Annotated in this window: 25 protein-coding genes; 2 read left to right on the top strand and 23 right to left on the bottom strand. The window is 42.2% G+C overall.

Annotated elements, in window-relative coordinates; translation table 11 throughout:
- Positions 1 to 14: 14 nt before the first annotated feature.
- The 20 genes from JQM82_RS06415 to JQM82_RS06320 all read right to left on the bottom strand — a co-directional run bounded on the left by JQM82_RS06415 (position 15) and on the right by JQM82_RS06320 (position 19,680).
- Positions 15 to 587, bottom strand: a complete 573-nt coding sequence (locus JQM82_RS06415; protein ID WP_235249243.1) for a VanZ family protein — start codon at positions 585 to 587, stop codon at positions 15 to 17.
- Between the two features lie 108 nt (positions 588 to 695).
- On the bottom strand, positions 696 to 1,928 hold the full coding sequence (locus JQM82_RS06410; protein WP_235249242.1) for a DUF5050 domain-containing protein: 1,233 nt from the start codon (positions 1,926 to 1,928) through the stop codon (positions 696 to 698).
- Positions 1,929 to 1,936: 8 nt separating this feature from the next.
- Entirely contained in the window at positions 1,937 to 2,644 is a 708-nt protein-coding gene (locus tag JQM82_RS06405) for an FHA domain-containing protein (protein ID WP_235249241.1), read from the bottom strand.
- The gene (locus tag JQM82_RS06400) at positions 2,625 to 3,494 is read right to left on the bottom strand and encodes a PP2C family protein-serine/threonine phosphatase (RefSeq protein WP_235249240.1); all 870 of its coding nucleotides are present in this window, start codon (positions 3,492 to 3,494) and stop codon (positions 2,625 to 2,627) included. Before JQM82_RS06400 ends, JQM82_RS06405 begins: the two co-directional genes overlap by 20 nt.
- Positions 3,491 to 3,979 (bottom strand): FHA domain-containing protein, encoded by a 489-nt coding sequence (locus JQM82_RS06395; protein WP_235249239.1) that lies wholly within the window; start codon positions 3,977 to 3,979, stop codon positions 3,491 to 3,493. The genes JQM82_RS06400 and JQM82_RS06395 overlap by 4 nt, the downstream gene beginning before the upstream one ends.
- Entirely contained in the window at positions 3,976 to 4,608 is a 633-nt protein-coding gene (locus JQM82_RS06390) for a hypothetical protein (protein ID WP_235249238.1), read from the bottom strand. The genes JQM82_RS06395 and JQM82_RS06390 overlap by 4 nt, the downstream gene beginning before the upstream one ends.
- Positions 4,605 to 4,742 (bottom strand): hypothetical protein, encoded by a 138-nt coding sequence (locus JQM82_RS06385; RefSeq protein ID WP_235249237.1) that lies wholly within the window; start codon positions 4,740 to 4,742, stop codon positions 4,605 to 4,607. Before JQM82_RS06385 ends, JQM82_RS06390 begins: the two co-directional genes overlap by 4 nt.
- Before the next feature lie 367 nt (positions 4,743 to 5,109).
- Positions 5,110 to 5,700: an FHA domain-containing protein gene (locus JQM82_RS06380; RefSeq protein ID WP_235249236.1), complete on the bottom strand. Its 591-nt coding sequence runs from the start codon at positions 5,698 to 5,700 to the stop codon at positions 5,110 to 5,112.
- Positions 5,701 to 5,762: 62 nt separating this feature from the next.
- Positions 5,763 to 8,243: a protein kinase domain-containing protein gene (locus JQM82_RS06375; protein ID WP_235249235.1), complete on the bottom strand. Its 2,481-nt coding sequence runs from the start codon at positions 8,241 to 8,243 to the stop codon at positions 5,763 to 5,765.
- Between the two features lie 20 nt (positions 8,244 to 8,263).
- Positions 8,264 to 8,836 (bottom strand): hypothetical protein, encoded by a 573-nt coding sequence (locus JQM82_RS06370; RefSeq protein ID WP_235249234.1) that lies wholly within the window; start codon positions 8,834 to 8,836, stop codon positions 8,264 to 8,266.
- Between the two features lie 33 nt (positions 8,837 to 8,869).
- Entirely contained in the window at positions 8,870 to 9,367 is a 498-nt protein-coding gene (locus JQM82_RS06365; RefSeq protein WP_235249232.1) for a hypothetical protein, read from the bottom strand.
- 30 nt (positions 9,368 to 9,397) lie between these two features.
- Entirely contained in the window at positions 9,398 to 10,663 is a 1,266-nt protein-coding gene (locus tag JQM82_RS06360; protein WP_235249231.1) for a serine/threonine protein kinase, read from the bottom strand.
- A gap of 25 nt (positions 10,664 to 10,688) precedes the next feature.
- Positions 10,689 to 11,441: a PP2C family protein-serine/threonine phosphatase gene (locus tag JQM82_RS06355; RefSeq protein ID WP_235249230.1), complete on the bottom strand. Its 753-nt coding sequence runs from the start codon at positions 11,439 to 11,441 to the stop codon at positions 10,689 to 10,691.
- A gap of 24 nt (positions 11,442 to 11,465) precedes the next feature.
- Entirely contained in the window at positions 11,466 to 12,266 is an 801-nt protein-coding gene (locus tag JQM82_RS06350; protein ID WP_235249229.1) for an FHA domain-containing protein, read from the bottom strand.
- A 41-nt stretch (positions 12,267 to 12,307) separates the two neighbouring features.
- Positions 12,308 to 14,920 carry a S8 family peptidase gene (locus JQM82_RS06345; protein WP_235249228.1) on the bottom strand — a complete coding sequence of 871 codons (2,613 nt, stop codon included), beginning with the start codon at positions 14,918 to 14,920 and terminating at the stop codon, positions 12,308 to 12,310.
- A gap of 336 nt (positions 14,921 to 15,256) precedes the next feature.
- A complete protein-coding gene (fucO, locus tag JQM82_RS06340) occupies positions 15,257 to 16,402 on the bottom strand; it encodes a lactaldehyde reductase (protein WP_235249227.1) in 1,146 nt (381 codons plus the stop codon).
- A 144-nt stretch (positions 16,403 to 16,546) separates the two neighbouring features.
- A complete protein-coding gene (locus JQM82_RS06335) occupies positions 16,547 to 17,116 on the bottom strand; it encodes a TetR/AcrR family transcriptional regulator C-terminal domain-containing protein (RefSeq protein WP_235249226.1) in 570 nt (189 codons plus the stop codon).
- 35 nt (positions 17,117 to 17,151) lie between these two features.
- Positions 17,152 to 17,955 (bottom strand): SDR family NAD(P)-dependent oxidoreductase, encoded by an 804-nt coding sequence (locus JQM82_RS06330; RefSeq protein ID WP_235249225.1) that lies wholly within the window; start codon positions 17,953 to 17,955, stop codon positions 17,152 to 17,154.
- 170 nt (positions 17,956 to 18,125) lie between these two features.
- Entirely contained in the window at positions 18,126 to 19,091 is a 966-nt protein-coding gene (locus JQM82_RS06325) for a D-2-hydroxyacid dehydrogenase (protein WP_235249224.1), read from the bottom strand.
- Between the two features lie 64 nt (positions 19,092 to 19,155).
- Positions 19,156 to 19,680, bottom strand: a complete 525-nt coding sequence (locus JQM82_RS06320; protein ID WP_328284205.1) for an MFS transporter — start codon at positions 19,678 to 19,680, stop codon at positions 19,156 to 19,158.
- 208 nt (positions 19,681 to 19,888) lie between these two features.
- On the opposite strand from JQM82_RS06320, the gene JQM82_RS06315 reads away from it, so the two are divergent.
- Together JQM82_RS06315 and JQM82_RS06310 are read left to right on the top strand one after the other, a co-directional pair.
- On the top strand, positions 19,889 to 20,407 hold the full coding sequence (locus JQM82_RS06315; protein WP_235249222.1) for a TetR/AcrR family transcriptional regulator: 519 nt from the start codon (positions 19,889 to 19,891) through the stop codon (positions 20,405 to 20,407).
- Positions 20,408 to 20,454: 47 nt separating this feature from the next.
- Positions 20,455 to 21,588: an SLC13 family permease gene (locus JQM82_RS06310; RefSeq protein ID WP_235249221.1), complete on the top strand. Its 1,134-nt coding sequence runs from the start codon at positions 20,455 to 20,457 to the stop codon at positions 21,586 to 21,588.
- An 85-nt stretch (positions 21,589 to 21,673) separates the two neighbouring features.
- Here the strand turns inward: JQM82_RS06310 and JQM82_RS06305 are convergent, their stop codons facing one another.
- From JQM82_RS06305 to JQM82_RS06295, 3 genes are read right to left on the bottom strand one after another with little or no spacing between them, the layout of a single operon-like run.
- Positions 21,674 to 21,901, bottom strand: coding sequence for a tautomerase family protein (locus tag JQM82_RS06305; RefSeq protein ID WP_235249220.1), 228 nt, complete (start codon positions 21,899 to 21,901; stop codon positions 21,674 to 21,676).
- 23 nt (positions 21,902 to 21,924) lie between these two features.
- Positions 21,925 to 23,325: an MFS transporter gene (locus JQM82_RS06300; protein WP_235249218.1), complete on the bottom strand. Its 1,401-nt coding sequence runs from the start codon at positions 23,323 to 23,325 to the stop codon at positions 21,925 to 21,927.
- Complete coding sequence (locus JQM82_RS06295; protein ID WP_235249216.1) at positions 23,322 to 26,390, bottom strand: glycoside hydrolase family 2 TIM barrel-domain containing protein; 3,069 nt, start codon at positions 26,388 to 26,390, stop codon at positions 23,322 to 23,324. Before JQM82_RS06295 ends, JQM82_RS06300 begins: the two co-directional genes overlap by 4 nt.
- Positions 26,391 to 26,792 lie beyond the last annotated feature (402 nt).

Here is a 26,792-nt window from a genome sequence, read left to right as displayed (position 1 = left end):
TCCCCCGTCCCTCTCTACAATTTATAAAAAATAAACACGCCAATTACTGCCAGCACTACATATACGATCGGTTCCCATTTACTTTTATTTTCTGTTTTCAAATGTAATCCGAATACTTGTACGAATGTTTTCCACACAAAATATCCAATGACAGTTCCAAATGTATTTGTCATCAGATCATCAATATCTGTGACTCGATAATTGAAGAGTTGTGATACTTCTATTATGATTGAAAGCATTGCTCCTGCTGCCGCTGTTTTTCCTATTTTTCTATATTCCGTCCAGATGAGCGGAACGAGGAATCCAAATGGCATGAACATTATGATATTCAGAAAGAAGCTGATCCCCACTGAATCAAGTGGAATAAAGTTACTTCTGTTCATGTATGTTGTGCCATTTGTGATAAGTTCTCCCAGTGTTCCAATACCGGTCACTTCAAATATCATATACAGATAAAGAAGGAAAACATTGACCCAGATGAAATATATTACCGGACTCTGTTTTTCTTTTTTCAGATACCTGCCCATCAATATGAACTGATATATGATACAAGGGCTGTACATCAATACTCCTAAGACATATTCCATACCTTGATTCCCCTTTCTTTTTTATATATTATTATAAAAAGGAAATATTAATATATGGATGGAATATTCTTAAGTTTTTATGATTTTATTGGCCAATTTACGCTAGAATCAAAAATCTCCGTAACCAGCCGATATACGCGGAATCGTTTCTTCCAATGCATCCAGCTTTCTCTCTTCCGATCCATCTGCTGTAATGGAATAGAGTGCCTTCTCGCCTTCCAGTTCCACAACATAATAGATTCTGGTCGCACCCGGAACTTCCACCAGATAGCAGGGTACCCGCTCCACCAGATTATTGGGGAGATGCTCTACGAATTCTTTCAGACTTCGCTCTTCTCCGGTAGAGATCTGATAACTTTTTATATATCGCACATAGTCTTCCTCAGCCCAGTACGAGATATAATCTCCCTCGATGAAAGCCCCCAGCCTTGCATCCTGTATATACTGCCATGGTAAGATTTCATCCTCCGCGGTCTGAACATTCAGTCTGCGATACGTATCTTCACCATCCACTGCATAATACAGACCGTCCTGTGCATACAGCCCCATCGTCAGCTGCTGTGTTTCTGCCCCATGCAGTGTAATCTCATTATCAGGTTCTACATTATTTTTTCTCAAAACTGTTTCTTCTGTTCCGTCATCTTTGATACTGCAAAAGCTGATATCCTTATCAAAAAAATAGATTTTGTCTTCATAAAAATACACATCTGTATCACTATTACTCTTACAGTTCTTTGTCACACACTCCGGATAATCACCGCTTCCCACAGCGACCCGGTACAGTCCGCTATGTATTTCATTATCCGAACTCATTCCCTGAAAATACATGCATCCGTCCTGAAAATACCAGTGACAGACATACCCCCAATTCAGGACTTCTCCAACCTGCCCTACCAGTTCGCCGTCGAAACTGTATTGTCTCACCGTATATTCGTCACAGCGCACATAAATGTATTGATCCGTAATCATAAGATATCCTGTTTTATCATCAATTACATCTACGATTGTTCTCTTGTTCGTGCCGTCCAGATCTACAGCCGTAACGCCGGCATCCCCGCAGGTATAGTACAGACTTCCATTGCTTTCCACGATTTCCCCTGGCACATATGAACCGCTTGATGTATCCGGCTGAAGGGTATTCTCATAAACCGGAAGCTCCACTTTTTCCAGTTCAACGGTCTCTTCCTTATCTGTATCATTTTCTATCTCATTTCGGACAGTTCCACTCTGTGTATCGGAAGACACACTTTTCTGATTCACGCCTCCCAGACCAGCTATCATCATCCCTCCTGCACACAGAATGGCTGCCAATGACAGAAACGCTTTAATTCCTTTATTCATCGTACTCCTCAATTCTCTTTCTTCAAATCATCCCAACTGAACTGTTCTCCGCAGCATGGAATCAGCATGAGTTTTGTCGTTCCGATGGTAATCGTATCATAAGCGTGCATTTCCATATTAGAAAGAACCACGTCATCATTCAGATAGAATAACTCTCTGGACTCTCCCGGCTGTGCAATGAAGATACGCTTTCTTGGCTCATAGACAATGATTGCATGCTTACTTCTGGACACACTCATATCTGCACTCAACACAACGTCCATACCAGAAGAACGTCCAATAAAGTTTCTTCCGGATTTCAACTTAAAACCCTCGCCAAAATACTCTCCTTCCGTACATACCAGCCATCCCACAACAGGCTCGGTTCCTATCACCCGTGAATAGTATCCGACCGTGTGATTCTCTTCTGTCTTAATCTCAAAAATATTGGGATTAACCTTTGGCGCTTCCGATGCCGGAGAAACACTCTGCAGTACAGACGCTTCCTGATATTCCTCAGATGCAGACGGAGATGCTCCCATATTCTGATAAACCAGTTCTGTTGCTCTCTGTGCCGCTGATGATTCATTACCCATCTCTGTGTGAACCGTGCCGGCAGGATTCAGTGCTTCCGTTACCGTCTGCTGTACTCCACCTGTACTTTTTGCGCAATGTGGGCATTCGGAATATTTGTCAATATCATAAAAGTGTCCGTTTTTACATTTCTGAAGTTTCATTATCATTTCCTCCTACTATTTCTGTTTCGTTCATTTGGTTTGCCTCTATATATTTAAAACACAGCACAGATGTGTTATCCAAGGCATGCGGCACATAGTTCAATATCGTCTGCACAATCGTCCCCGCCGTCTCCGTGAATTCCTCCTCACAGGCCTCCACGATATTGACAATCTGCTCCTCTGTTAAAGCCTTATATAATCCATCACTGCACAATAGGGTCACGTCGCCATCCTTCAGCGTGAGGGGCTGTGGACTAATGTCCATAACTTTAACGCCATTCATTCCCAGGTAACTGATAAGGGCCTCTCCCCTCACCAGCTCCCGCTCGTATTCTTCATAGGTGATTGCATTTTCCTGTAAAGATTCTTCCAACAGCAGCTTGTAATTGTGTTCTCTGGTCAGCGCGTAGATCTGTCCCTCCCGGATCAGGTATATCTTACTGTCTCCCACCGACATAAAATACATCTGATCTTCTTCAATCATCACAGATACCACCGTGGTTCCACTGTCCAGATAATTGCCTTCTTCATCCTTCAGCCGTGCAACCTTTCTGTCCATCAGCGAGATCACCTGTTCAAAGAAACGCCGCGCATCTTTCAGCGGCTTAGGCTCTTCCTGGTAATACTCCAGCAATGTCTCCATCGCACAGGAACTCGCCAGTTCTCCTTTCGCTTTTCCTCCCATACCGTCACATACCACACCCAGAACGCCCTGTGGTGTACCGAGATACCGCATACAGTCTTCCTGGTATTTGCGGGTGCCGCGGATCGTCGCCGCTGATATCTGTATCGTCTCAGGCAAAGGATTCTGTGGGTATAGCTGCAATGTCGTCTGCATCTCTTCTATCAATCGCTCTCCCTCCAATCTACCGTCATCTCCACCGTACCGGCACAGATTCTGTCTTTCTTTTCAAGCCTGCGCTTATTTTGAATACGGACACCATTTACCATCGTTCCATTGGTGGTATCCAGATCCATAATCGAAACCATTCCTTCTTCATATTCCAACGCAAAATGCTGTCTGGACATCTGTTCATCGTCAAAATATACATCGCAGATATCCGAGCGTCCTGCAATCAAACTGCCGTTGAGCGGCACCTCCATCTTCGCCGGATATCGCCCTTTCGTATGCATGGTAAATGTCAATATCACACCCTGCTGTTTCTTCTGCTCCATTGCCACATGACGCTTCACATCAACATTCGTGGCCATAGTCATCTTATCATCTAATACTACAACACCCTTATTCTCCTTTATCTTCCGATAAATCAGAAGGATGATCGCTAATAATACCAGCACAACTGCTGCCACGATCAGGTAGCCATGGTTTCTCAAAAATTCACTGCTGCAGATGCTTTCTTCTGTCCTTCCAGAGAAATCTTTCTGCCTTCCTCCACCGGATTCTTCTCCATGGACACATCCGTAATATTTACCGTAACCAGCGTATAATCTCCGGTATAGAACTCTTCCTCGAATGTCAATATCTTACAGTTATTCTCCCCATCTTCTACCGATACAGGAGTATATACCGTCCCATCTGCCGCGTCCTTCAGCTGGTAATTCGTAACATTTGTCCCGTCGAATACCGGTTCACTGAATGTAACTTTTAATTTGTTATTCCCATCCTGTTCAATTTCCGTGATCTGCGGCGCTTCTTCATCAGCCTGCCAACTATAAAATCCCGCCTCAATCGTCTTGGTAAGATTCCACTGATGAAACTGCACAGTCAGAGTTTCCATCGCCTGGCTAACATTGTTGCTGTCACTCTCCAACAATAAAACATCACTATTTTGCAGCCGGTTTCGAATACTCTGTAAAGCATCCAGTGCACCTTCCTGTCCGAAGATCTGAAGACTTCCCCCGGTATTCCTTGCAAACTCCCCAAAACTGTCGATGACCGAATTCTTCTCATAGTCTGCTGCCATGGCATAAACCGGAAGTCCCTGGTTCTTCAACTCATTCATGCTTCATCCTTCGTGGACTTTCCTCTGGCAATATCGTCCCCGTCACTGATGACAATCACTGCCTTGCGCTTATATTCCTGACCGGACAAACCAGATGCCATATCTCCCGCCTGCGCCAACGTTTCAAACAGCAAGGTCTGATCATCCGTGTTCTGGAATCCGGCAATCTTAATGTCTGCAACGCGCTCTTGATATCTGCAAAATAGGAATCTTGGACAGATCCCGAGATATCCAGCAATATGTAATACGCAATCCCCTCATCCAAATCTGAAAATTTCTGAATCCCTGTCAGAGACAAAAGCTCCTCTCCCCGGTAGACCTCAATCTGTTCCGTGTCTGGTTCCCCGTAGTTTTCCGCTCCATTTACATAGATGCGCACCTGCGGAAGGCAGATATATGTCTGCTCCAGCGACAGACTATTGTCTGCTGCACGCCCTACATAAGATGGAACCCAAAATCCAACGAGGCAAAATACAGCCAGTAAAACTGCAGCTATCTTTTTTATCCTTCATCTTCCCATCGAATCTCCTCTCTGCAAAATGCAATGAATTCCAGTTCTGTCTCCCCAATCATAAACCGATCCCCGTTCTTCAGTTTCATCGGTTCTCTTAAGACCTCTCCCTGATAATAGGTCAGACATCCTCCCTCAGGAACAAGTGAGAATTCATTCTTCCGATGCTCATACACCACACTACAGTGCATATTTCTGGATATCATCTCATCTTCCAAAATACAGACATCCATCATCAGTCCTCTGCCTATGCGGTTAAATCCATAGTGAAGCCTGTAATCTCTTCCTCGCTCCGCTCCTTTCGTACACACCAGCCATCCCGTCACAAAATCATTCCCGGTAAACCTAGAATAGATGCCGACAGTTTTGGCATCCTCATTTTCACTTCGTTTCCCGGCATTCTTCAACCATACCGTCTCTCTATCCTCCTGTCCTTCATGCTCTCCGGTCAGTTGATAGGCTGAAACCGTTACCTGATTGCGAAAATCCGGTTCCTTCGGCTGCTCCTTTTTGCAGAAAGGACAAGTGTCATATTTTTGATTGTCAAAAAAATGTCCCTGTTCACACCTTATAATTGCCATCTCTCACTCTCTCCTCAACAAATTACTTATCACTTAAAAAGCAGGAAGTTCTGCACCCAATATTATTCTAATTTCCCATTTCTTTCTTCCAATCCATGCCCATAACTTTTTCTGGCAGAATCTGACTCCAGCACGATCTCCTCACTGATTTGATTTCCTCTGCTATCTATCATCCATAGTTTAGATGCTACATTTGCCGTCTTTTCATCATAAGCATCTGATATTTTCGAGAAAATATTTTGTTCTGACAGATCAAAAGCGGATACATCCATACTTGTCCATTGCTGATTCAATGTGGAGATATCATGAATAATGGCATGTCCATCCTCATCAAACGGGGTCATAACATAATTGCTATCAAACTCTTTTATAAATTCCCCATTTATATTGAACAGCCACCATCCTCCATCTACAGTAAAACCCGAATTATACTTCATATGATAACCTATACATACGGTGCCATCCGCTGTAGCCGGATACATTGCATAAAGCACTTGAAAATTCACATATTTACTAAATTCCTGATTAAATACCATACGAATATTACCATTTACATCAATGTATGCCAGATATGTCTCCTCCCCAGATTTTATATGTACAGCAGCCAAACCATTGGAAAACACTTCTGCTTTTTCAAAGACCGCCGGGATTGTCAGTTCTCCATTTTCATTTATATAACCGTAATAATTACCGACAACAACTGGCGCTAATCCATCAGAAAAATCTCCGGCCTTTCTAAACTTAGGCGGAATAACAATCTCTCCTTGCCCATTCGCATATCCAATATATCCTTTATAACCAAAAGCACGATAATTATTCGTAGCTAACTCGCCCTGAAGTTTTTCATCTTCCGTTACATCATACAAGGCTTTACTGCTGCAATCATACGCCCACCACTCATCTCCACCACAATCAATTCCGAGACAGGCATTAAAGTAATAATCCGGAGAATAACCGACCATATTACTTGAATCATGAAGTTCGGGATATCCTGTCATAATATCATTTAAAGAAAGAGGGGATGTTTCAGCAGCCAGATTTTCCAGTTCGCTTTGTTCTTCTGCTGATAAAGATTCCACATAATCATCATAAGTCGTAAAAATATTTTTCTCCCAATCACACAATTCCAGTTCACTCACATCTTCACCTGATAATGTATACGGATTAGATATACTTGCATAACCCTCCATTCCAAGATATTTTGACAGTTTTTCATAGTGGATTTCCGGTTTTTCCATATTACTTTCCTGTGGTTCCTCCTCCAGCTCCACAACAGATGTTCCTTCCTTTTCATTTGATTCATCCGTATTTCGTCCTGGCACCCCAATACAAGACATGAAAAAGAATACAATTACAAGAAACAGAATAACGACTCTAATACTTCTAATCCTTTTCGATTTTTCCACCTCAACATATTGCTTTTCTTCGTTGGGTCGAATCTTCTCTACCTCTCCCCACTGTTTTTCCAGTTTCTCCTTTTGAAAATACTGTGTCTCTTCTGTCGCCGGCTTCACCTTCTCTGCTTCCAATCTTTTTTTCGGCTTCGGATATAATTCTTTATATATCTCTTCCACTGACTGATATCGTTTGTCTCCTCTAACCGCCATTCCTTTTTCAATAACATCCGAGAACTTTTCCGATATACCTGCATTTAATTGCTTTAATGGTTTGAGTTCATCCTCATAGAGCCTTTCCACAGACTCTATCGGCAGATATCCGGATGCCATCTGGTACATGGTGGCACAGATAGCGTAGATATCCGTCCACGGTCCCTGCTTTCCACGTGTACGATACTGTTCTTCCGGCGCATAGCCATGCTTCAGCATAATCGTAAGACTCTTCGTCTCCGTTCCTGTCGCAGCCCTTGCCGCTCCAAAATCAATTAATGTAATCTTTCCATCTTCCCCGCAGATAATGTTTTCCGGACTGATATCCCGGTGAATGATTCCCGCCTTATGTATCTCCGAAAGTGCCTGCAATAACGGCTGCATCATCTCAAGAATCTGGTTCTCCTCCATCGGCGCATGTTCACCGTTCTTCTCGTAATGCTCACGTAGATACTGCTTTAAATTTTTGCCCTCTACGTAGTCCATGACAATATAAGCTGTCCCATTATCCTGAAAGAAATCCCGCACCGATACAATTCCCGGGAGATGCTGGAATCGTGCCAGATTCTTTCCTTCCTCTGCAAAGTTCTTAAGTCCGTTCCGATAATATGCCGCCTTCTCTCCCGGCATAATAGTAAGCGCCTCACCATCACCAAGCCTAGTATCTCTGGTAGCAAGTCCACTCGGAAAATATTCCTTGACTGCAACCCGGCATTCCCGGTTCAGATCCCATGCAATGTACGTAATGCCAAATCCGCCCTCTCCCAAAACTCTTCCAAGAAGATATTTCCCGGCAAGAATCGTATAGGACGGTAGCGTGTGAACGTTGCGGTTTTTCTCATATTCTATTCTGTCAAACCCACATTTCCTGCAGGTATCCCCGGAACATTCTAACTCTTCCATACATCCCAGACACAATAATTCCGGATTCTTCATACTTATATTCTCCTTTATATTTATAACATATCTATCAAAACTTCTTTTGTGCTGATTGGATACAAAAAAAATTCTCCTAACTTGAGCAGACAAACACCGATTATCAACTTAACAAACACTCCCGAAGCTTCTACCACCAAAATACTATCATTTAGAATAATAAAATAAACATTCAATATCCACCATATGAACGATACACCCGCATACACTGCAATAATTCTCGCCATACTCAAACATACTACTCCGAGCACATTGCCTGCCCCCTTTTTCATTAACCTGTAAGGCAAACGCCATCCAAGTATAGCCAGCGAAACCGTACACATCACATACCAAATAATCGTCGGAGCCCCTGCCAAAATAGGATGCCAAATCACACTCCGAATCACATTCCAGATAATCCCGCATGGAATCACGCAACAAACCAGCGATATGATATTTACAAACTTTTCAAATTTCGGACTATGCCTACTGACTTTTACCATCCCATATCCGATGGACGTAGATAGGATTGCTGCGCAAAATCCCCATATCATACTGATTCTGGCACTCACCAATATGTTCCCGACATACCCAATAAACGATACTTGCTCCATATTCTTTATCCTCTTGGAAATTCATCCAATTTTCTATAACATATCTATCAGCAGCTCTTTTTTATTCCTCGGATATAGGAAATATTTTCCTATCATCCATAACGAAATTACCATTACCACACATACTACTACCAGCCAAAAATCTTTCTGCGTAACAAACAGAGAAATGGTACTGGATATATATTTCTTCTGCAAGCAAGATCCTAAAGTATATCCCTCTCCGAATAAATACCTCCATCCCAATATTCCACAGACAACGGCACGCCCTATATTTCTTGCTATTGCAAAATATACATATCCTCCTAAAAACCGGTATACAAACCAGGCTGGAATAATACAAAATATTACAGAAATAGTATTAATCATCGTCTCTGTTTTTTGACTCCTTTTGGCAAGCCTTCGCAGACTACATCCAACAAAAACAGATATTATTGCCGAGATAATTCCCAGTATGATAGACCCTCTCGCTAATAACAACACATATTGAATAAATGATTTACTCCACATATATATACTTACTACATTGCCCATATGTATTTTCCCTCATTCTTCAAGTTCATATCATACCAAAAAAGATCCAACAAATATCAAAACCAAAATAACGACACTCCCTATCTCAAGTGGTCCCATTTTGGGCCTGACTATGACATTCTCTTGCTCTTCCAGCTCCCTGTCGGTCGCTGGATTTCCACTATAGATAATTTTCTCTTCCCTTGTTTTTTCACTTGTATAAACGTTTTCTTCCTCTTTGTTGTCCACCTCTTCTTTAACTGAAGCATTTGGATCTGCGTATTTGGGTTCTTCCTTCTCTTTCTCCATCGTTTCTTTCGGATATAAGAGCTGACACATCTCTTCTACAGTCTGATAACGGTCTTCTATACGCACAGACATTCCCTTTTTGATAATATCGGATACTGTCTTCGAAATCTGTGGATTTACTGCTTCTAATGCTGGCAAGCTGTCGTCAAACACACGATCAATGGATTCGGTTGGCAGATACCCCGACATCATATGATACATCGTCGCACAGATTGCATAGATATCTGTCCACGCACCCTGTCTTCCGTGAGACTGATACTGTTCCGGCGGTGCATAGCCATGTTTCAGCATTATCGTGAGACTTCTCGTCTCATTTCCAGTTGCCACTCTGGCCGCACCAAAATCAATTAATGTAATCCTGCCATCTCTTCCGCATATGATATTCTCCGGGCTGATATCTCTATGGATTACCCCTGTTTTATGAACCTCGATTAATGAATCCAATACAGGCTGCATCATCCGAAGAACCTGCTTTTCATTCATCGGCGCATGTTCTCCACTGTGTGCATAATAATTTGTCAGATACTGCTTCAAGTTCATGCCTTCTACATAGTCCATAACGATATAAGCTGTTTCATTATCCTGAAAGAAATCCCGTACTGATACAATTCCCGAAAGCTCATGAAATCTCGCCAGATTCTTTCCTTCTTCCGCAAAATTTCTTAACCCATTCCGGTAATATGCTGCTTGCTCTCCCGGCATAACCGTAAGCGATTCCCCTTCTCTGCCTCTCGTATCGCGCGTTGCAAGACCTACCGGAAAGTATTCTTTAATCGCTACCCGGCATTCCCGATTCAAATCCCACGCTATATATGTAATGCCAAATCCACCTTCTCCTAAAACTCTTCCGAGCAAATATTTCCCCACAAGGATCGTGTAAGACGGTAGGGTTCGCACATTCCTGTTCCTTTCATATTCTTCTCTGTTAAACCCACATTTTCTGCAAGTGTCTCCGGGACATTCCAACTCTTCCATACATCCCAAACATAATAATTCCGGATTCTTCATATTCTCATTCCTTCATCAATCTCTATCAAAACCAGATACCTATTGCTGAATAGTTATCCTGCTTTTCATCTCTACCCCTTTTAATTCTTTTTTTCATACGTTTCAGCCAATGTTCTACGTTTCTTGCCTTTTCAAGATCCCACTGCATCTGCTCCTCGGTGACCGCTTCCCAGAACCCATCACTGCACATCAGGATAGCCACACCCTTTTGTATCGGAATCATGTCATGAATCTCAAACTTAGTAACCTCTACAGAATCTCCCATACATCGCAGCAGCCGGTTTCGGTCGGGATGGTGGCGGATCTCACTTTCTTTAATCTCGCCTGCCATCGCCAGTATCTGCGGAACGCTGTGATCCAGCGTCCGGAACTTTAGCTGTCCTTGTTCAAATACATAGATTCTGGAATCTCCAATATGAGCAAGCCAGCCTTCCTCTCCTCTTGCCATAAATGCTGTAAGTGTCGTCCGCATGGAACGGAGGTGCCCTGTCTCTTCCTGCTTTTCTTTTAGAAGATCATGTCCTTCCGAAAAAATCTGTGACAGACATTGCCGTACATTCGTTTCTTTCTCAGTCTGTACGGTGTTGTCGACAGAGTCCAGAGCCTCCACAAGCTGTATTCCGTGCCGGATGACGTTCTCAGACGCTTCCTTTCCGCTTCCATGTCCCCCCAAACCATCTGCCAGAAAGAATGCTTGACAAGTACTGCCCATATACACTCCTACACTGTCCTCATTTTCTGCCCGTTTTCCTGTTTCACTCAATGTGCTGTAAGTCAAGCATCTCCCTCCTTCTCTGTCACTCTACCTGCCCATACGCAGTATATTCCTCTTATCTCCCAGATAGATTTCCGTTCCTTCCAGAAGTTCCATGTTCATATGCTTTGGAAGCCTCTGTCCATTCAGATAATAGGTTCCGTTAAAGGAATAATCGCACAACAGATAGCCGCCGGTTCTTGCGCAGTAGGTAATGCTGCAATGTTTCCGGCTTACCTTCTCCCCTTCTACCACCAGATTGCACTGAGCGGCATCTCTTCCAACGACCAGCGCCTGCATGTCTTCCAGAGGAATCACCTCTCCCTTGTAGACTCCTTCCAGTATGGCAACCGTACCGTTCTTCCCTTTCGCCTCTGCTGATGCATCCGCAGAAGACATAGGATTCGATTCTTTCACGCCTGCAGATTTTGCTCCGGATCGATCAGGCATAATTCCCAGAATTCCACATACTGTATGAATCGCCAGAAACAACCAGAATCCAAGACCTGTTCCATCCAGCAATCCGCTTTGAGGAATTCCTGTAAGCTGCTCCATGCATGCCAGCCGTATCATCAGCAGCAGTACCGCAGCGGCAAGCCTTATGATTCCCGCTGCCAGATCGGTGGTCCGGTGTTCCCACAGTATCATCAGCAGATTCCCGGCCAACGACAGCAGGATCACTCCCACCAGTATGATGCAGTACCGTATTCCTGCGCTTTTTCCCAGGCGCAGAAGCATCGGCATGTTATAAGTGATTCCTTCCGCCTGGTATAGCGGTAACAGCAGACTGGCAAGTCCAATGACGCCAGCAATAGACAGTCCATATCTCCACACATTTTTTTGCTTCATAATTTCCTCCTGTTACAATCCTTCTTCATTCCTTATGACTCTTATCGGTAGGCATCCAGACTGCCCGCAGGATCCTCACGAAACAGATGACACTCCGTAGACGTGCTATATTCATAGCATTCCGCAATGGAAGCCATCACTTTCAGATTACCTTCACCGGATGTATAGATATCGGCGGTTCTTGCATCCCACTGCCGTTCTCCCCAAAGCAATCTTACATCCTTACCGTTCAGTCCGTATGTTTTTAGCTGTTCATAATAAACCTCATTTAATCTGAGTGCATTTTCTTCTAATTCCGAATCAGATGCCTGCTCATCATCATAGTCCTCCAGAATCGTCCATCCCCTGGTGTCTTCCGTAAATGTCGGTGCAAATGTAATGTTTGTCTGTTCCGGCTCTGAATCCGCTGTAAGTACCGCCTCATAACAGCTTCCCTGGCGCCGCCTGCAGAAGCCTTTTACATATTGAAAAGTTTCGTCCCGGTACTGATATAGTGCAAGCGTTGTAATCGTCTCATTCATAATAAAATTGTTATCTATTCCTATATACACTGTGCCGTCGTTACTATAGTTGAAGAAACCGGTCTGAACCTCATGATAAGTAACCCGGTATTTACCGCAGGGAATCAATTCCCTGGAATCCGCAAGCTTCACGCTTCCGTCACACTCATACATCTCCATATATATTCTGGCGCCGCCGCCCTGATCGTCCGAACTGAACAGCTCCTGTTTATCCATAGCTTCACAAGTTCCTCTTATCAGAAGCATTTCACGCTTTCCGTCTCTGTCGTAATCATCAATCTCAATCGCCAATATTCCCTGAAGATCTGTCGGCTCCAGCCACGCATCCATTCCATTGCTTGTTTTACATATCTCATCAACCGGCATAACACCGTACTCTGGAATCAACTCTTCCTCCAGGTATTTCATGTATTTTTCCGAATCGCCTTCTGACTCCTCCGGAATCTCCTTTTCATCAGATTTTACATCCGCTTCTGTCCGTTTTTCCGGATGTGCCTCTACATACCTTCTGGCTTGTTTCATTGAATTCTCAAGATCTAACACCGGCTTTGTAATGTTAATATCTTTATCCGTAATACTCTCCCGGATCTGATCAATATACATCTCCTGCATAAGAAGCGTCTTTACCTCTGATGCTGTCAGGTTCTCATCCATCGACCAGATGCAGGCCGCCGCACCAGTGACATAAGGCGCTGCCTGCGAAGTTCCGCTTCCTTTTTCCACATCATAATTGCAGGTACTATATATATCTACTCCTGGTGCCAAGATATCTACCCGATCGCCCATATTAGAAAAGCTTGCAATCTCCCTGCTTCGATTATAGGCTCCTACACAGATAATCCGTTCCCGTACTTTATCATCATCAATATATAACCACGGGGAATTATACTGCGGTTCCACAACCGCCGATTCATCTCCTGACTCTGCCATTCTATATTGCGGTTCCCCTTCATCTGCCTGCACATAATCATATGTAATGCCATTTTCAACATCGTCCGAATGACAGGAAGCATTTCCGGCAGAATTAACAAGCAGGAATTCATATCCTCTGTCAATCATCCTGCCCAGATAACCCTCCCATGCTTCTGCGCGTTCTGCAAGCTCTGCCTCCCCGCCGCTTGTCTTATGATCCGAATTATGCTCTCTGAACATTGTAAATGCCATCTCCACTCCCTCTCCCCAACTATGATTGACAACCTTTACATCATTCAGAAGCATTCTTGCAATATCTACCATTGTCTGAATCTCAGATACTTCTATTCCGGTTTCATATCGATGCGAATAACCATATATCTCCCCCTCGCCTGACAGATCCGGATAGACACCGGCAATTCCAATACCATTATTACATGTTGCAGCGGCAATTCCGGTTACATGGGAGCCATGCTCCAATTCCACTTCAATCTCCTCATATAAGGATCCGTCCGAACTTTCGTCTTTCAGGTGAAACAATCTGAATATTGATTTTCCTACATCTTTTATATCATTTACTTCTGTTACTTTCCCACCTTTTCTTACAATGATATAATCCAGATCATCATGAAACTGAAAACCTCCATCCAGAATTCCGATATTGACCGGATCCTTCATATCATCCACATACTCCCAGACAGCATCTGCATGAACATTCAGGTACCCCCAACGATAATAAGGCTCTCCCCGCCATTCCTCTGCCTCTTGGCTAAGTATGGCGTCGCTCTCATATTCGGCAAAATAATTCACATATGCAGCCTCAATCTGTGGGAGCTCCGTCAATTCATCCGCGTATGCCTTCAGCTCTTCCAGGTTATACGCCTCATCGAATCTCCATTGACAGGTATCTGTAATACTGATAAATCCCACCAATTCAGCCTGATTCTCCCCCGCGATACTCTTTGCCTCTCTCTCGGATGTCCCCTCCGCCAACTGCACAATCAATTCATTGTCTGCATATGCACTTGGAGTAACTCTGTCTGTTCGAATATGTTCCGGTTCTGTTCTTGAAGTATAGACTACTTCTCCATCCTTCTCGTAACGGAATGTCTGCAGGGCCTCTTCTTTCGATTCCGGCACAAACAGCCCCATGGCTATCAGATACCCGGCGCAACCTGTTGAAATAACCACTATTGCAGCTTTTATCATATTCTTCCACATTCTGTCCCCGCCCTCCAATCTCGTTTGATTTATGCCATCCGTCATTTTTACTCTTCTTTTTTATTATACAGACCTCAGTAAGTGAACGATGTAAATGTCAAAATTCTTCATCCTCTTGCAAAAATTGGATATTCTACAGGCTTTTTCGTATGGGATAATATCTGATTCCAATCGCATAGGTAACTATGAATCCTCCCAATCAGAAATCCAGCATAATATCATAGCATACTATGTATATTTTAGTGTTTTAGATATAATTCAGCTGTTCTATTAACACAAAAAGAACGATGTCCGACAGCTTTTCGCTCATTCGGACATCGTTCCATCGACATTCATTTACATTAATTTTCTGAACAGATCTTTCAGGTCTTCTATACTCGCATCTTTTGGATTTCCTGGTGCACAGGCATCCGCATGCGCAGATTCTGCAAGAAACTGCAGATCCTCTTCCTTCAATGCATCCAGCTTCACAGGAATTCCAACATCTACAGAGAGCTGTCTCACAGCATCCACTGCAGCTTTTCTGTATTCTTCCACAGACATGTCATCCACGCCTTTCACACCCATTGCTTTTGCAATTTCTTTATACTTTTCTCCGGTACATTCTGCATTGTATTCCATAACGATTGGAAGCATCATTGCACATGCAACCCCATGTGGTGTATCATACACGGCTCCCAGTGTATGCGCCATAGAATGTGCAATTCCAAGACCTACGTTAGAAAATCCCATACCTGCAATATACTGTCCGAGTGCCATTCCCTCACGGCCATCTTTCTCATTTGCAACAGCCCCTCTCAAAGATCTTGAAATAATCTCAATGGCCTTGAGGTGGAACATATCTGTCATTTCCCATGCACCTTTTGTTGTATACCCTTCGATTGCGTGTGTCAGGGCGTCCATGCCGGTAGATGCAGTCAATCCCTTTGGCATGGAGGACATCATATCCGGATCTACCACTGCAATGATCGGCATATCATGCGGGTCTACACATACGAATTTTCTCTTTCTCTCAACATCAGTGATGACATAGTTGATCGTAACTTCTGCTGCAGTTCCGGCTGTTGTAGGTACAGCGATGATCGGAACGCATGGCTGTGTCGTTGGTGCAACTCCCTCCAGACTTCTTACATCCTCAAATTCCGGATTTGCAATGATGATTCCGATTGCCTTTGCTGTATCCATGGAAGATCCGCCGCCAATCGCGACAATATAATCTGCTTCGGATTTTTTGAATTCTTCCACACCATGCTGCACATTCTGAATGGTCGGATTGGCTTTGATATCTGAATATACCGCATATTCAAGTCCTGCTTTTTCCAATACTTCTGTAACCTTTGTTGTTACTTCAAATTTAATCAGATCCGGATCAGAACATACAAACGCCTTTTTGAATCCTCTTGCTTTTGCCTCTGTTGCAATCTCCTGGATCGCACCGGTTCCATGGTAGGAAGTCTGGTTTAACATGATTCTGTTTGCCATAACTATCAATCTCCTTTTCTTTTTCATTCCTGTTGTTTCATGTCTTTATTTTAACAATCTCTTCTCTGAAATAAAAGTTACAAAAAGACCAATCTGTCACTTTACGTGAAAGACTGGCCTTTCCTTTATATTTTTTTTATAAAATTATACTAGATGGATCTCCTGAAATGCCTTCATCAGTTCCAATGGCATGGCATCCACCAGATTCTTCGCCATTTCTTCCGGCGTCTGCTTCATATTCCCAAGCAACCACCGAACCGTCATATAAACCGATCCCTGACAATACATTTCCAACAGAAATTTTAGATGTTCCGGAACTGGCTTTTTTGTCTTTTCTTCGATCCGCTTCGTATAGAATCTCAGAATCAGTTGAAAATCATGATCTTTCAGACAATTTTGCTCATCCGTTCGAAAAGCCGCTTTAAAAAACAGCTTTTCCTCTTCTATGTAATGAAACTTATTCACAAGCCCTTCATATACCGTCTCTCCTTCTCCCATATGCCGAAAGGACTCCAGCAGGATCCGGTCAAAATACCAGTTGATCAGATCATATTTATCCTGAAAATTCCGATAAAATGTCTGCCGTGTCGTACCACACTCCGCAACGATTTCCTTCACTGTGATCTTCTCCACTGACATCTTTCTCATACAGACCTTCATTGCATCCGCAAGACGGTACTTCATTTTATCATGCCTGTTTTCTTCCGTGACCATCCAAAACTACCTCTGGCAAACCATTCTCCGCCTTCTTACCATGTACGGGAGCTTAATTCCTTAAACTGAGCAACAGTTGATACATGAGAATTCAGACCACCGTCTACTGTCACAACCTGTCCTGTGAAATACTCGCTCTCGTCAGATGCAAGATATACGCACATATGTCCGATATCTTCCGGGCATCCATAACGATTTACACAGATATTACTTGTGAAAATGTCTTTCAGTGCCTGTGGAACATTTGCCTCATTCTGTGGTGTAACGATCAGACCCGGACGAACGCAGTTGCAGCGGATGTTCTGTTTTCCATACTGAAGAGCTGTATATTTTGTCAGCATGTCAACACCTGCTTTTGCACATGCATAAGCGGTAGATCCAAGGTCACCGCCGCAGGAAGCCATAGATCCGATATTGATGATGGATCCACCCTTTTCATTTTTCTGCATATATGGAATTACGCTCTTCACTGCATAGAATGTACCACGCATATCACTCTCAAAGATTGCATCCCACATTTCCAGTGTAAGTTCATCTACACGTCCGTCTTTCAGAGCTACGTTTGCAGCATTATTTACCAGAATATCGATTTTTCCATATTTCTCTACAGTATCAGCAATCAGCTTCTCTGTTGTAGCAACATCTGTGATATCCATAAAGTGATAAGAAGCTTCTCCGCCTGCTGCCACGATCTCATCAACAACAGCCTGTCCTTTTGCTTCTCTACGTCCGCATATTACTACCTTTGCACCTTCTGCAGCAAATAATTTTGCAATTCCGATTCCAATTCCGCTCGTAGAACCTGTAACAATTGCAACTTTTCCTTTTAATCTGTCCATAAAAAATCCCTCCTAATTCTTACATTTCACATAATAGTAAAACGCATTTTTTTAACATTATTATAATAATATACCTTTTATTGTAACAAATCAACACACAATCACACAAAACACATTTATTTTATCCAACACTTTTTCCAAATTCCCACCCGTTTTTTCTGGTATTTTCGTTAATATCCACACTGATAATCCACCAGATTCCTAAGTATCTCTCCGTCTCTAAAACGTGTCAGATTCTCAAGACTCAGCTCCCAGATTGCCTCTTCGGCACCATTATGGTGTCCAAAACCAATCCCTGCAACGTGAGGCGTTATGATTACATTCCGAAAGTTCCACAGCGGATGTGTCTCCGGCAGTGGTTCCGGATCTGTCACATCCAGACCAACTCCGAAAAAATGATCCTGTTCCAGGAGTTCAACCAGACTGTCTGTATCAAGCAGACTGCCACGTCCCACATTAATCAAAATTGCATCCTTCTTTGTCATTTTCAGGAGGCATGCATCCAACAAATGTATCGTCTCCGATGTCTCCGGAAGGCATCCACAGATAAAATCAGCTTTTTTTATTGCCTGATCCAGCCGGTCTTCCATAATCATACTCGTATATGGAGCTTCCGCCGACCGTACATGCCGACAGAACCCCGTTACCTCCATCCCAAACGCTGCTGCCCTCTCTGCCACTGCAGTTCCGATATCTCCGGCTCCAAGGATCAGTGCCTTTTTTCCCTGAATTCTCCACTCTGCTCCACAGTCCTTCCAACATCCGGTCTTTGCATGATGTATATACTCCGGAATTCGCCTTGCCAGAGACAAAAGAAGCCCCATAACATGCTCGGCAATCACCGCTCCATACACCCCGGAAGCATTGGTAAGCGCAATATGCTTCAGATAATCCTGCTTCATGTACGGACCTACTCCTGCCCAGGAGATCTGTATCCATCGAAGATTGGGGCACTCTCGAAGCCACTTCGGATTAACATCCCCCAATATCACTTCTGCATCAAAGCCATACTCCATAAATTGTTCTTTCGAACAGTCTCCCGTAAGATATACTACCTGCCATCGACCGTGACATATCTGCTCTATCCGTTCCTGATATTTTTCAGCACCACAAAACATGATAATAATTTTTTTCATCGTTTTACTTTCCTTTTTGCATTCTCATTCATATACAATAAGTATAGCATAGTTTTCATACAATTCAAAAAGGGGAAAATAGTCTCATTTCCATAACAATCATTGCATAGACTAATGACACAATCATCACAACGAAAGTACATACAAAAATCATCCTCCAGCTGAACAAATCGACCAGTATCCCTGCCAGAGTAGGTGCTATAACAGGCGCTGCACCTGCGGAAAGCCCATACCATCCCATAATTGTTCCTCGTTTTTCCACTGGATATATACTCAACAGTATTACCTGTCCCATTGCCGATGTGATTCCATTACTGCATGCCTGCAGGATCCGTCCTGTTAACAATACCAGAAAATTGGGAGCAAACATACAGACTCCAGTTCCCACCGCAAAGATCACGATCGTTACAATATACAGCCTTCTTGTCGGAATTCGTGTAACAAGATAAGCCGTCAGCGGCATCATCGTTGCCATCACAAGAGAATATGCACTGGTCAGCCATTGCCCTGTCGTAACACTGATTCCAAAATCCGCTATGATCGGAGGCAGCGCTGTTGTCAAAGCAGTCTGCAGCAGCGAAGTTGCAATGCAGGTAATAATAATGTTTACAAATATAAGCGTACGTTTTTTTATCTGTCAATCCATTTACTTCTGGCATAAAATCATTCCCTTTCTCGCCATTATCCAAACAATTGTTGACATAAAAAATAAGTTGCGTTATAACAATATCATATGAAAAAACAGAATTCAATCAACAATATCCCGCCAAATGTTGAGATAATAAAATGAGGTTTCCATGAACAGAAAAAATAATAAGCGTTCGCTTAACTCGCAGGAATCTATTGAAAAAGCATATATTGAATCGCTGGATATGTACGAGACAGAAAAGATTACCGTTCAGTCTATCTGTCGGCTTGCCAATGTAAACAGAACTACCTTCTATGCACATTATATGGATGTACTTGATCTGCAAAAAAAGATTGAAGAAAAGTTATCCCGGGAAATCGAAAAGATATTTGAAGAAGCACTGATTGACAATACAAAAATGGATCTTGCTTTCTTTGAAATGTTTCGCTTTATAAAAGAACACCATGTCTTTTATCAACTATTTCTGAGATACCATAATCTGTCCATCCTGAAGACTATCTTAAGCAGCGCAGACACTGCAGAGGAACAGATCAGTCACTCTAATTATCATGTTTCCTTCTTTACTGCAGGCGTCAGCGAGATGGCGCGCATCTGGCTGAATAATGACTGTAGGGAAAGCCCGGAAGAACTGGCACAGATAATTTATGAGGAATATTGCCGGGTATAGCATTTACGACTAACATCTAAAGACAAAAACTATCACAGGAGATTCTTATGAAAAAATCAATCCAAACTTGTATCTGTTTTATCAAAAAAGAAACGGTACTGTGCATCGCCGCTTTTCTGGCTCTGTGTTCCGCTTTCTTCGTTCCCCCGTCTCTCCATTATCTGGAATATCTGGATCTTCGGGTCTTGTCACTTTTGTTCTGTCTGATGCTGGTGGTTGCCGGCCTGCAGAGTATCGGTGTCTTTCAGATGCTTGGAACAACACTTCTATCCGGAACAAAAAATACCCGCCAGCTCGTGTTATTGCTGACAGGTCTTTGCTTTTTTTCCAGTATGCTCATCACCAACGATGTATCTCTGATTACGTTTGTTCCGTTTGCAATCATGATTCTTCATATGGCCGATCAGGATAGACTTCTGATTCCGGTCATCGTGCTACAGACCATTGCAGCAAACCTGGGAAGCATGTTTACTCCCGTCGGGAATCCACAGAATCTGTATCTGTATTCTGCTTTTTCCATCCCGATTGCAGACTTTTTACTGGCTATGCTGCCTCTTACCCTGTTATCTTTGGTTCTTCTGGCTGCAGCTGTTTTCCTGCTTCCAAATGAGGAACTCTCTCTTCAGACACTTTCTATCTCGCAGGTACAGATCTCCGGGAAAAAACTGTCAGTCTATCTGATCCTTTTTCTGATCTGTCTTGCATGTGTCATACATCTGATTACATTTCCGTGGATGATACTGATCGTCACGATCTGCATCTTTTTCGTTGACCGTTCTCTCTTTAAAGATGCAGACTATTTTCTGTTACTGACTTTTGTCTGCTTCTTTTTATTCATCGGAAATATGGAACGGATTCCGGCCATTGCCACGCTGCTGCGTGACCTGATCCGGCACAGAGAATTGTTCCTCGGGATTCTGGCAAGTCAGTGTATCAGCAATGTACCCGCATCCATTCTTCTGTCAGGGTTTACCGATCAGGCGATTCCATTGTTATACGGTGTCAATATCGGAGGGCTTGGAACTTTGATTGCTTCTCTGGCAAGCCTGATCTCCTACCGTTATTATGTCAATCTGAAGGATGCCAAAAAGGGAAAGTATTTCTGGACCTTCACCTTTTATAATCTGGTATTCCTGCTTCTGATCGGATTCGCAGGTTATCTGCTCTTAAAAATACAATAAAGGATCCGAAAAGGCCATGTAATAACAGCCGACTGGAATCACTCCTTATGGCTGTTACTACATCGCCTTCTCCTCACTCGAATCACTACTTAAAATTAATATAGTCTGAATCCAGCAGAAGTTCTTCCTGACGGAAGCTTTCCTTTGCTGCTTTTTCGAATTCATCCGGCGCATATTCTTCCATTGATACGGAAATATCACTTTCTTTCCATACTCCGGATTCCTCAGCCAGTGTTTTTCTCAAAGCCTTTGCAAGCTTCTCTTTTAATTCTTCGCTTTTACCAGGATATAATTTTACACCGATATGTGGCATATCCATTCCCTCCTTTTTCTTTTCTAAATACTTATTCTACAGATTCTTTCTGTCTCTGTACAGTCTTTTTCACGAAGTTTTTCATTTGCCTTCTCAACATTAAGTCTGAAAAGAATCAATGTGATAAGAAGGTTAAATATCATCGGAAGCCACAGATACATTACATGAAGCATATTCATACAGGACGCTGGCTGAACGTCTGCATTCGAAATATATCCACTTGCTGCTAATAACCAGCCTGCAATTGCCGTACCAATACCGCCACCTACTTTTGTTCCGAATGAAGTGCAGGAATACATGGTTCCATCTACACGTTTTCCGGTTGTTAATCTGGTGTATTCGGAAGTGGTCGCAATAAGTGCATTCATATCACCCTGCAATGGACTCATTCCCAATGCTGCAATTGATGTAAATACAAACATAAGCGGAATATTACCCATATAAGCAGCAACAAGAACACCAAAACGGCCAATGGTACCAACCATATATCCGCTTATATTTAATTTATACATGCCTTTAAAATACGCTACAAGTGAAGGAGTAATCAGAAGACCTAAAATCATCGGAATGTTGATTGCCCAGGCAAACTTTCCATAAATTGCCTCATCCTTCAAAACGTATTTCATGAAATAAATTCCCATACCAAGTGTTGCAGAATAAAGCTGCATCAGCAGATATGCACCACAAATCATAAGGAAATACTTATTATGTACCAGAATCTTAAATGCATCAATGAGGTTATATTTTTCTTCCGGCTGTCCATGATTCTGACCGTCCCCCTCTGAAAGTTCTTCCTCTGATAGTTCTTTTACAGAAAAGACAGAAAGTGTATTGGAAATAACACCGATTATCGTATAAACAATAGCTACTGTTCTCCAGGCAGCTGCACCGCCGCCAAGTTTTGCAACAAATCCGACAGTGACTGCCTGAATAAGCATACTGGTACCAAATGCAAACATAAAACGAATCGATCCCATCTGCACACGCTCATGGTTATTCTTTGTAATCAGCGCAGTAAGTGCAGAATATGCAATATTATTGGCTGTGTAGAATCCTGCATTCAGTACAGTATAAGCAATAAAGAACCAGGCATATTTTGCAAAGTCACTCAGATCTGCCGGAATACAGAAGATTGCAATCAGGCAAACTGCACATCCCAAATATCCATACAACATCCATGGTCTGGCTTTCCCCATTTTACTGTGAGTTTTATCAATCATAGCACCAAAGAACACATCACTAACACCATCAAAAAACTTTGAAACCGCTATCAATGTTCCCACAATACCAGCATTCAGTCCTACGGTATCAGTAAGGAAGATCATTACAAATGATGCAAGCAGCGCATATACCACGTTACCAGCGATATCGCCGGAACCATATCCGATCTTATTGACCAATGTTAAATATTTCTTTTCATTCATTTTATCTCTTCCCCTTCTTGTTTATTTTCTAAAATAAGAGCCATTCTATATGTAAATCTTTCTTCATCCAGTCTGTATTTTTCCTGCAGTCTCGGTCCACAACTGTTGGAACCAATACCGTTCTGGCGAAAATCCAGATTTAACACCGTATGACCGGATGGAACTAATTCATAATTATGTTTTTTCTCAGTTAATTCTTCCTGTGTATATTCAGATGCATTAAATGAGAATTTATCATGATTAAATGCTTTCAGAACAACTCCATTTCCTTCAAGCATCACGTAATCACAGTCTGCATGGCTTCCATTTTCCTGCGGTTTAATATAATCTTCATGCAATTCCGAAACACTCTGGCAGTACATGCCATGGCTGGAGGCTCTTCGTTTATCTTCATAACTCTCTTCAGGGCCTAAACCAAAATATGTAACCCGTTTTATCCCGGCCGGAAGGAACATGCGAAGACCATATCTTGGAAGTTCCGGAAACTCAGCGCTCTTAGATACATCCATCTTAACGGAAATCATTCCCGAATTATCAATTGTCCATACTGCATCAATACTCAGTATTCTCTGAACCGTTACAGCTCCAACAGACATTGTTGTATGAATGGTTACCGCTTCTGCATCCTGCGAATATTCTGTTGCGTAAGCTCTGGCAGCCGCTCTGTCATACATTGCTTTCATCCACTCAATCTTAATGTACATATCATTATCTGTAGGTGCCCGCCAGATATTAACTTCCATCGGTTTTTCAAGGATCTCTTTTCCCGCAACAGACAACTGTTCAAAAACGCCTTTTAATTTGCTGTAAACATAATTAAAAGAAGATCCCTCTACAATTATGTATCTTGCCGTTTCTGAAACCTTCACTCCCGGAAGTTTCTTTTTACTTTCTTCCGCCTGTTTTTCCCAGTTAAGACTGATCTGATTTCTGGGATCAGCATTTGTAAGACTGATTTCATCGAATCCCAATGGATGTCCTGTTTCTCTAAAGCTGTCTCCGACTTTCAGTGTATAATAAACTTTTAAGTATACACGTCCTGCTTCAGGAACTGTAACCGGAATCTCTATTTCAGAAATCTGATATGGTGCTGTATGCGGTACTTCATCCAGTATTCCTTCTGCGATCACAGTACCATCCACATGAAGCTCATATGCAATATCAATATAGTCTTTCAAATCAACAAAATTCATTACATTCTTAATCTGAGCTTTTCCGGTCTCCTGATCATAGCCAACGATTCTTGCCGGTCTATGCACATTCTTGAATTCAAGTAGTCCCATATGAGGTGTTCGATCCGGATATACAAGACCATCCATACAGAAATTGCCATCATGTGGGTATTCCTTATGATCTCCGCCATAATAATGAATTTCTTTTCCAGATTCCGTTTTCCCTTTATAGACTGTATGGTCACACCATTCCCATACGAAGCCACCGCACACGCAGTCGTATTTATCTATCAGCTGGAAATAATCTTCATAATCACCAGCTCCATTTCCCATAGAGTGACAATACTCTACCATTAAGAACGGTTTATCCGGATTGGAATTGGCATAGGCAATCACATCATCGAAAGCCGGATACATACGACTATATAAATCAATATATGAATAATCGTATTTACGACGGAAACCTTTATAATACGCACTCTCGTAATGTGTTAATCTGCCGGGGTCATATTTCTTTGTCCATTCAAGAGACTTTTCAAATGTGCATCCATATCCGCATTCATTGCCCATTGACCAGATAACAATACAAGGGCGATTCTTGTCACGTTTTACAAGTTTCTGTGTTCTATCCAATGTTGCTTCATCAAATTCAGGATTATCCGATATTATTTCATTCCATCTTCCTGCACGTTCAGCATCCGTATCGTTTTTGTAATACAGCATCCATGGGCCATGACTTTCGTTATCTGCTTCATTGATAACAAAGAAGCCATATTTGTCACACATCTGATAAAACATAGGAGCATTTGGATAATGACTTGAACGTATCGCATTAAAGTTATACTGTTTCATCATTTCCATATCCTTTTTCATCTGATCTACACTAATGGAAAAACCCGTAACAGGATCAGAATCATGTCGATTTACACCCCGGAATTTAACAGGAGATCCGTTCACGTAAACAACATTTCCTTCCACATGTATTTCACGGATTCCAACATGTTCAACAATAACTTCATTCTCTGTTTCAAGAACCAAAGTATAAAGATATGGCTGCTCACTATTCCATAGAACAGGATCGGATACATGCAGAGTAACCGTTTTCTCATATATCTGTTCTTCCAGCTTATTTCCATCTGCGTCAGATAATGTTGCCTTAACCGGAATCGTTTCATCAAGATAATCTGTCTCAATTTCAATAGCTGCTTTTTCGGCATCAAATGAAGTATGAATGTAATAATCGTAGATACACTGCTCTGGTCTCTTCATAAGATATACATCTCTGAATATTCCACTCATTCTGAATTTATCCTGATCTTCAAGATAACTTCCATCACACCACTTCAGTACCAGAACGGCAAGTGTGTTTTCACCTTCTTTGATTACAGAAGTTATATCAAACTCCGCAAGCGCATGTGACACCTGGCTATATCCGATATATTCTCCGTTTAACCAAACGTAGAAACATGAGTCTACTCCCTCAAATTCAAGGAATGCTTTTGGTGCCTTCTGATCTTTCTGATAAGTAAACTTATGAATATAGGCTGCACATGGATTTTCCTGTGGAACGTATGGTGGATCTACAGGAAATGGATAGCGGATATTTGCATATTGATGGATATCATATCCATAATTCTGCCAGACACCCGGAACTGCAACCTCCTCGTAATCATTGACATCATGCCCCACATTAAAAAATGGAACTTCCAGATCATATATACTGCTATAATACTTAAATTTCCAGTTTCCGTTGAGCATCTGTAAGCGATCAGATTTGTCTCTTGTTTCGATAAGACAGTCCATTCTGATCGAAGCTGGAATGTAGTAACAACGGTCCGGCATTGTATTTTCATGCAGAATATGAAGATCTTCATAATAGCGTGGTACAATCATTCTTCCTTCCTCCTTTATACACTTTTTATGAATATGTTCTTTTAAACCCTCACCGTTTCCGATTAATAAAAAAATAAACCATCCATCCAATAACACCGGACCAAATCAAGAATGTTCCAATACTATCGGATTGATGGTTTTACAAACCCTCTCTCTGTATACAAAATACTGTTTTCACCAATCGTTTAAATATTGTGATAACCTGTGGTATGTAATCCGATCACGAACGATAGTACATCACAACCAGCAGCCGATTGTCAGATTGCACAAAAAATCGGATTATTTTTTCTTTAATTGCAACAATTTTACCACAGATGACACTTTCTATGTTTTCAAATTTCATATCATTTATTTGCGAATTCAATCATTTATTCCAACCATCCTTTTAGCGCAGTAATATTG

Source organism: Faecalicatena contorta, assembly GCF_021531995.1.
Lineage (GTDB): Bacteria > Bacillota > Clostridia > Lachnospirales > Lachnospiraceae > Dorea_A > Dorea_A contorta_A.
The sequence above is the reverse complement of the archived record's forward strand: the minus strand, read 5'-3'. Positions and strand labels throughout refer to the sequence as shown.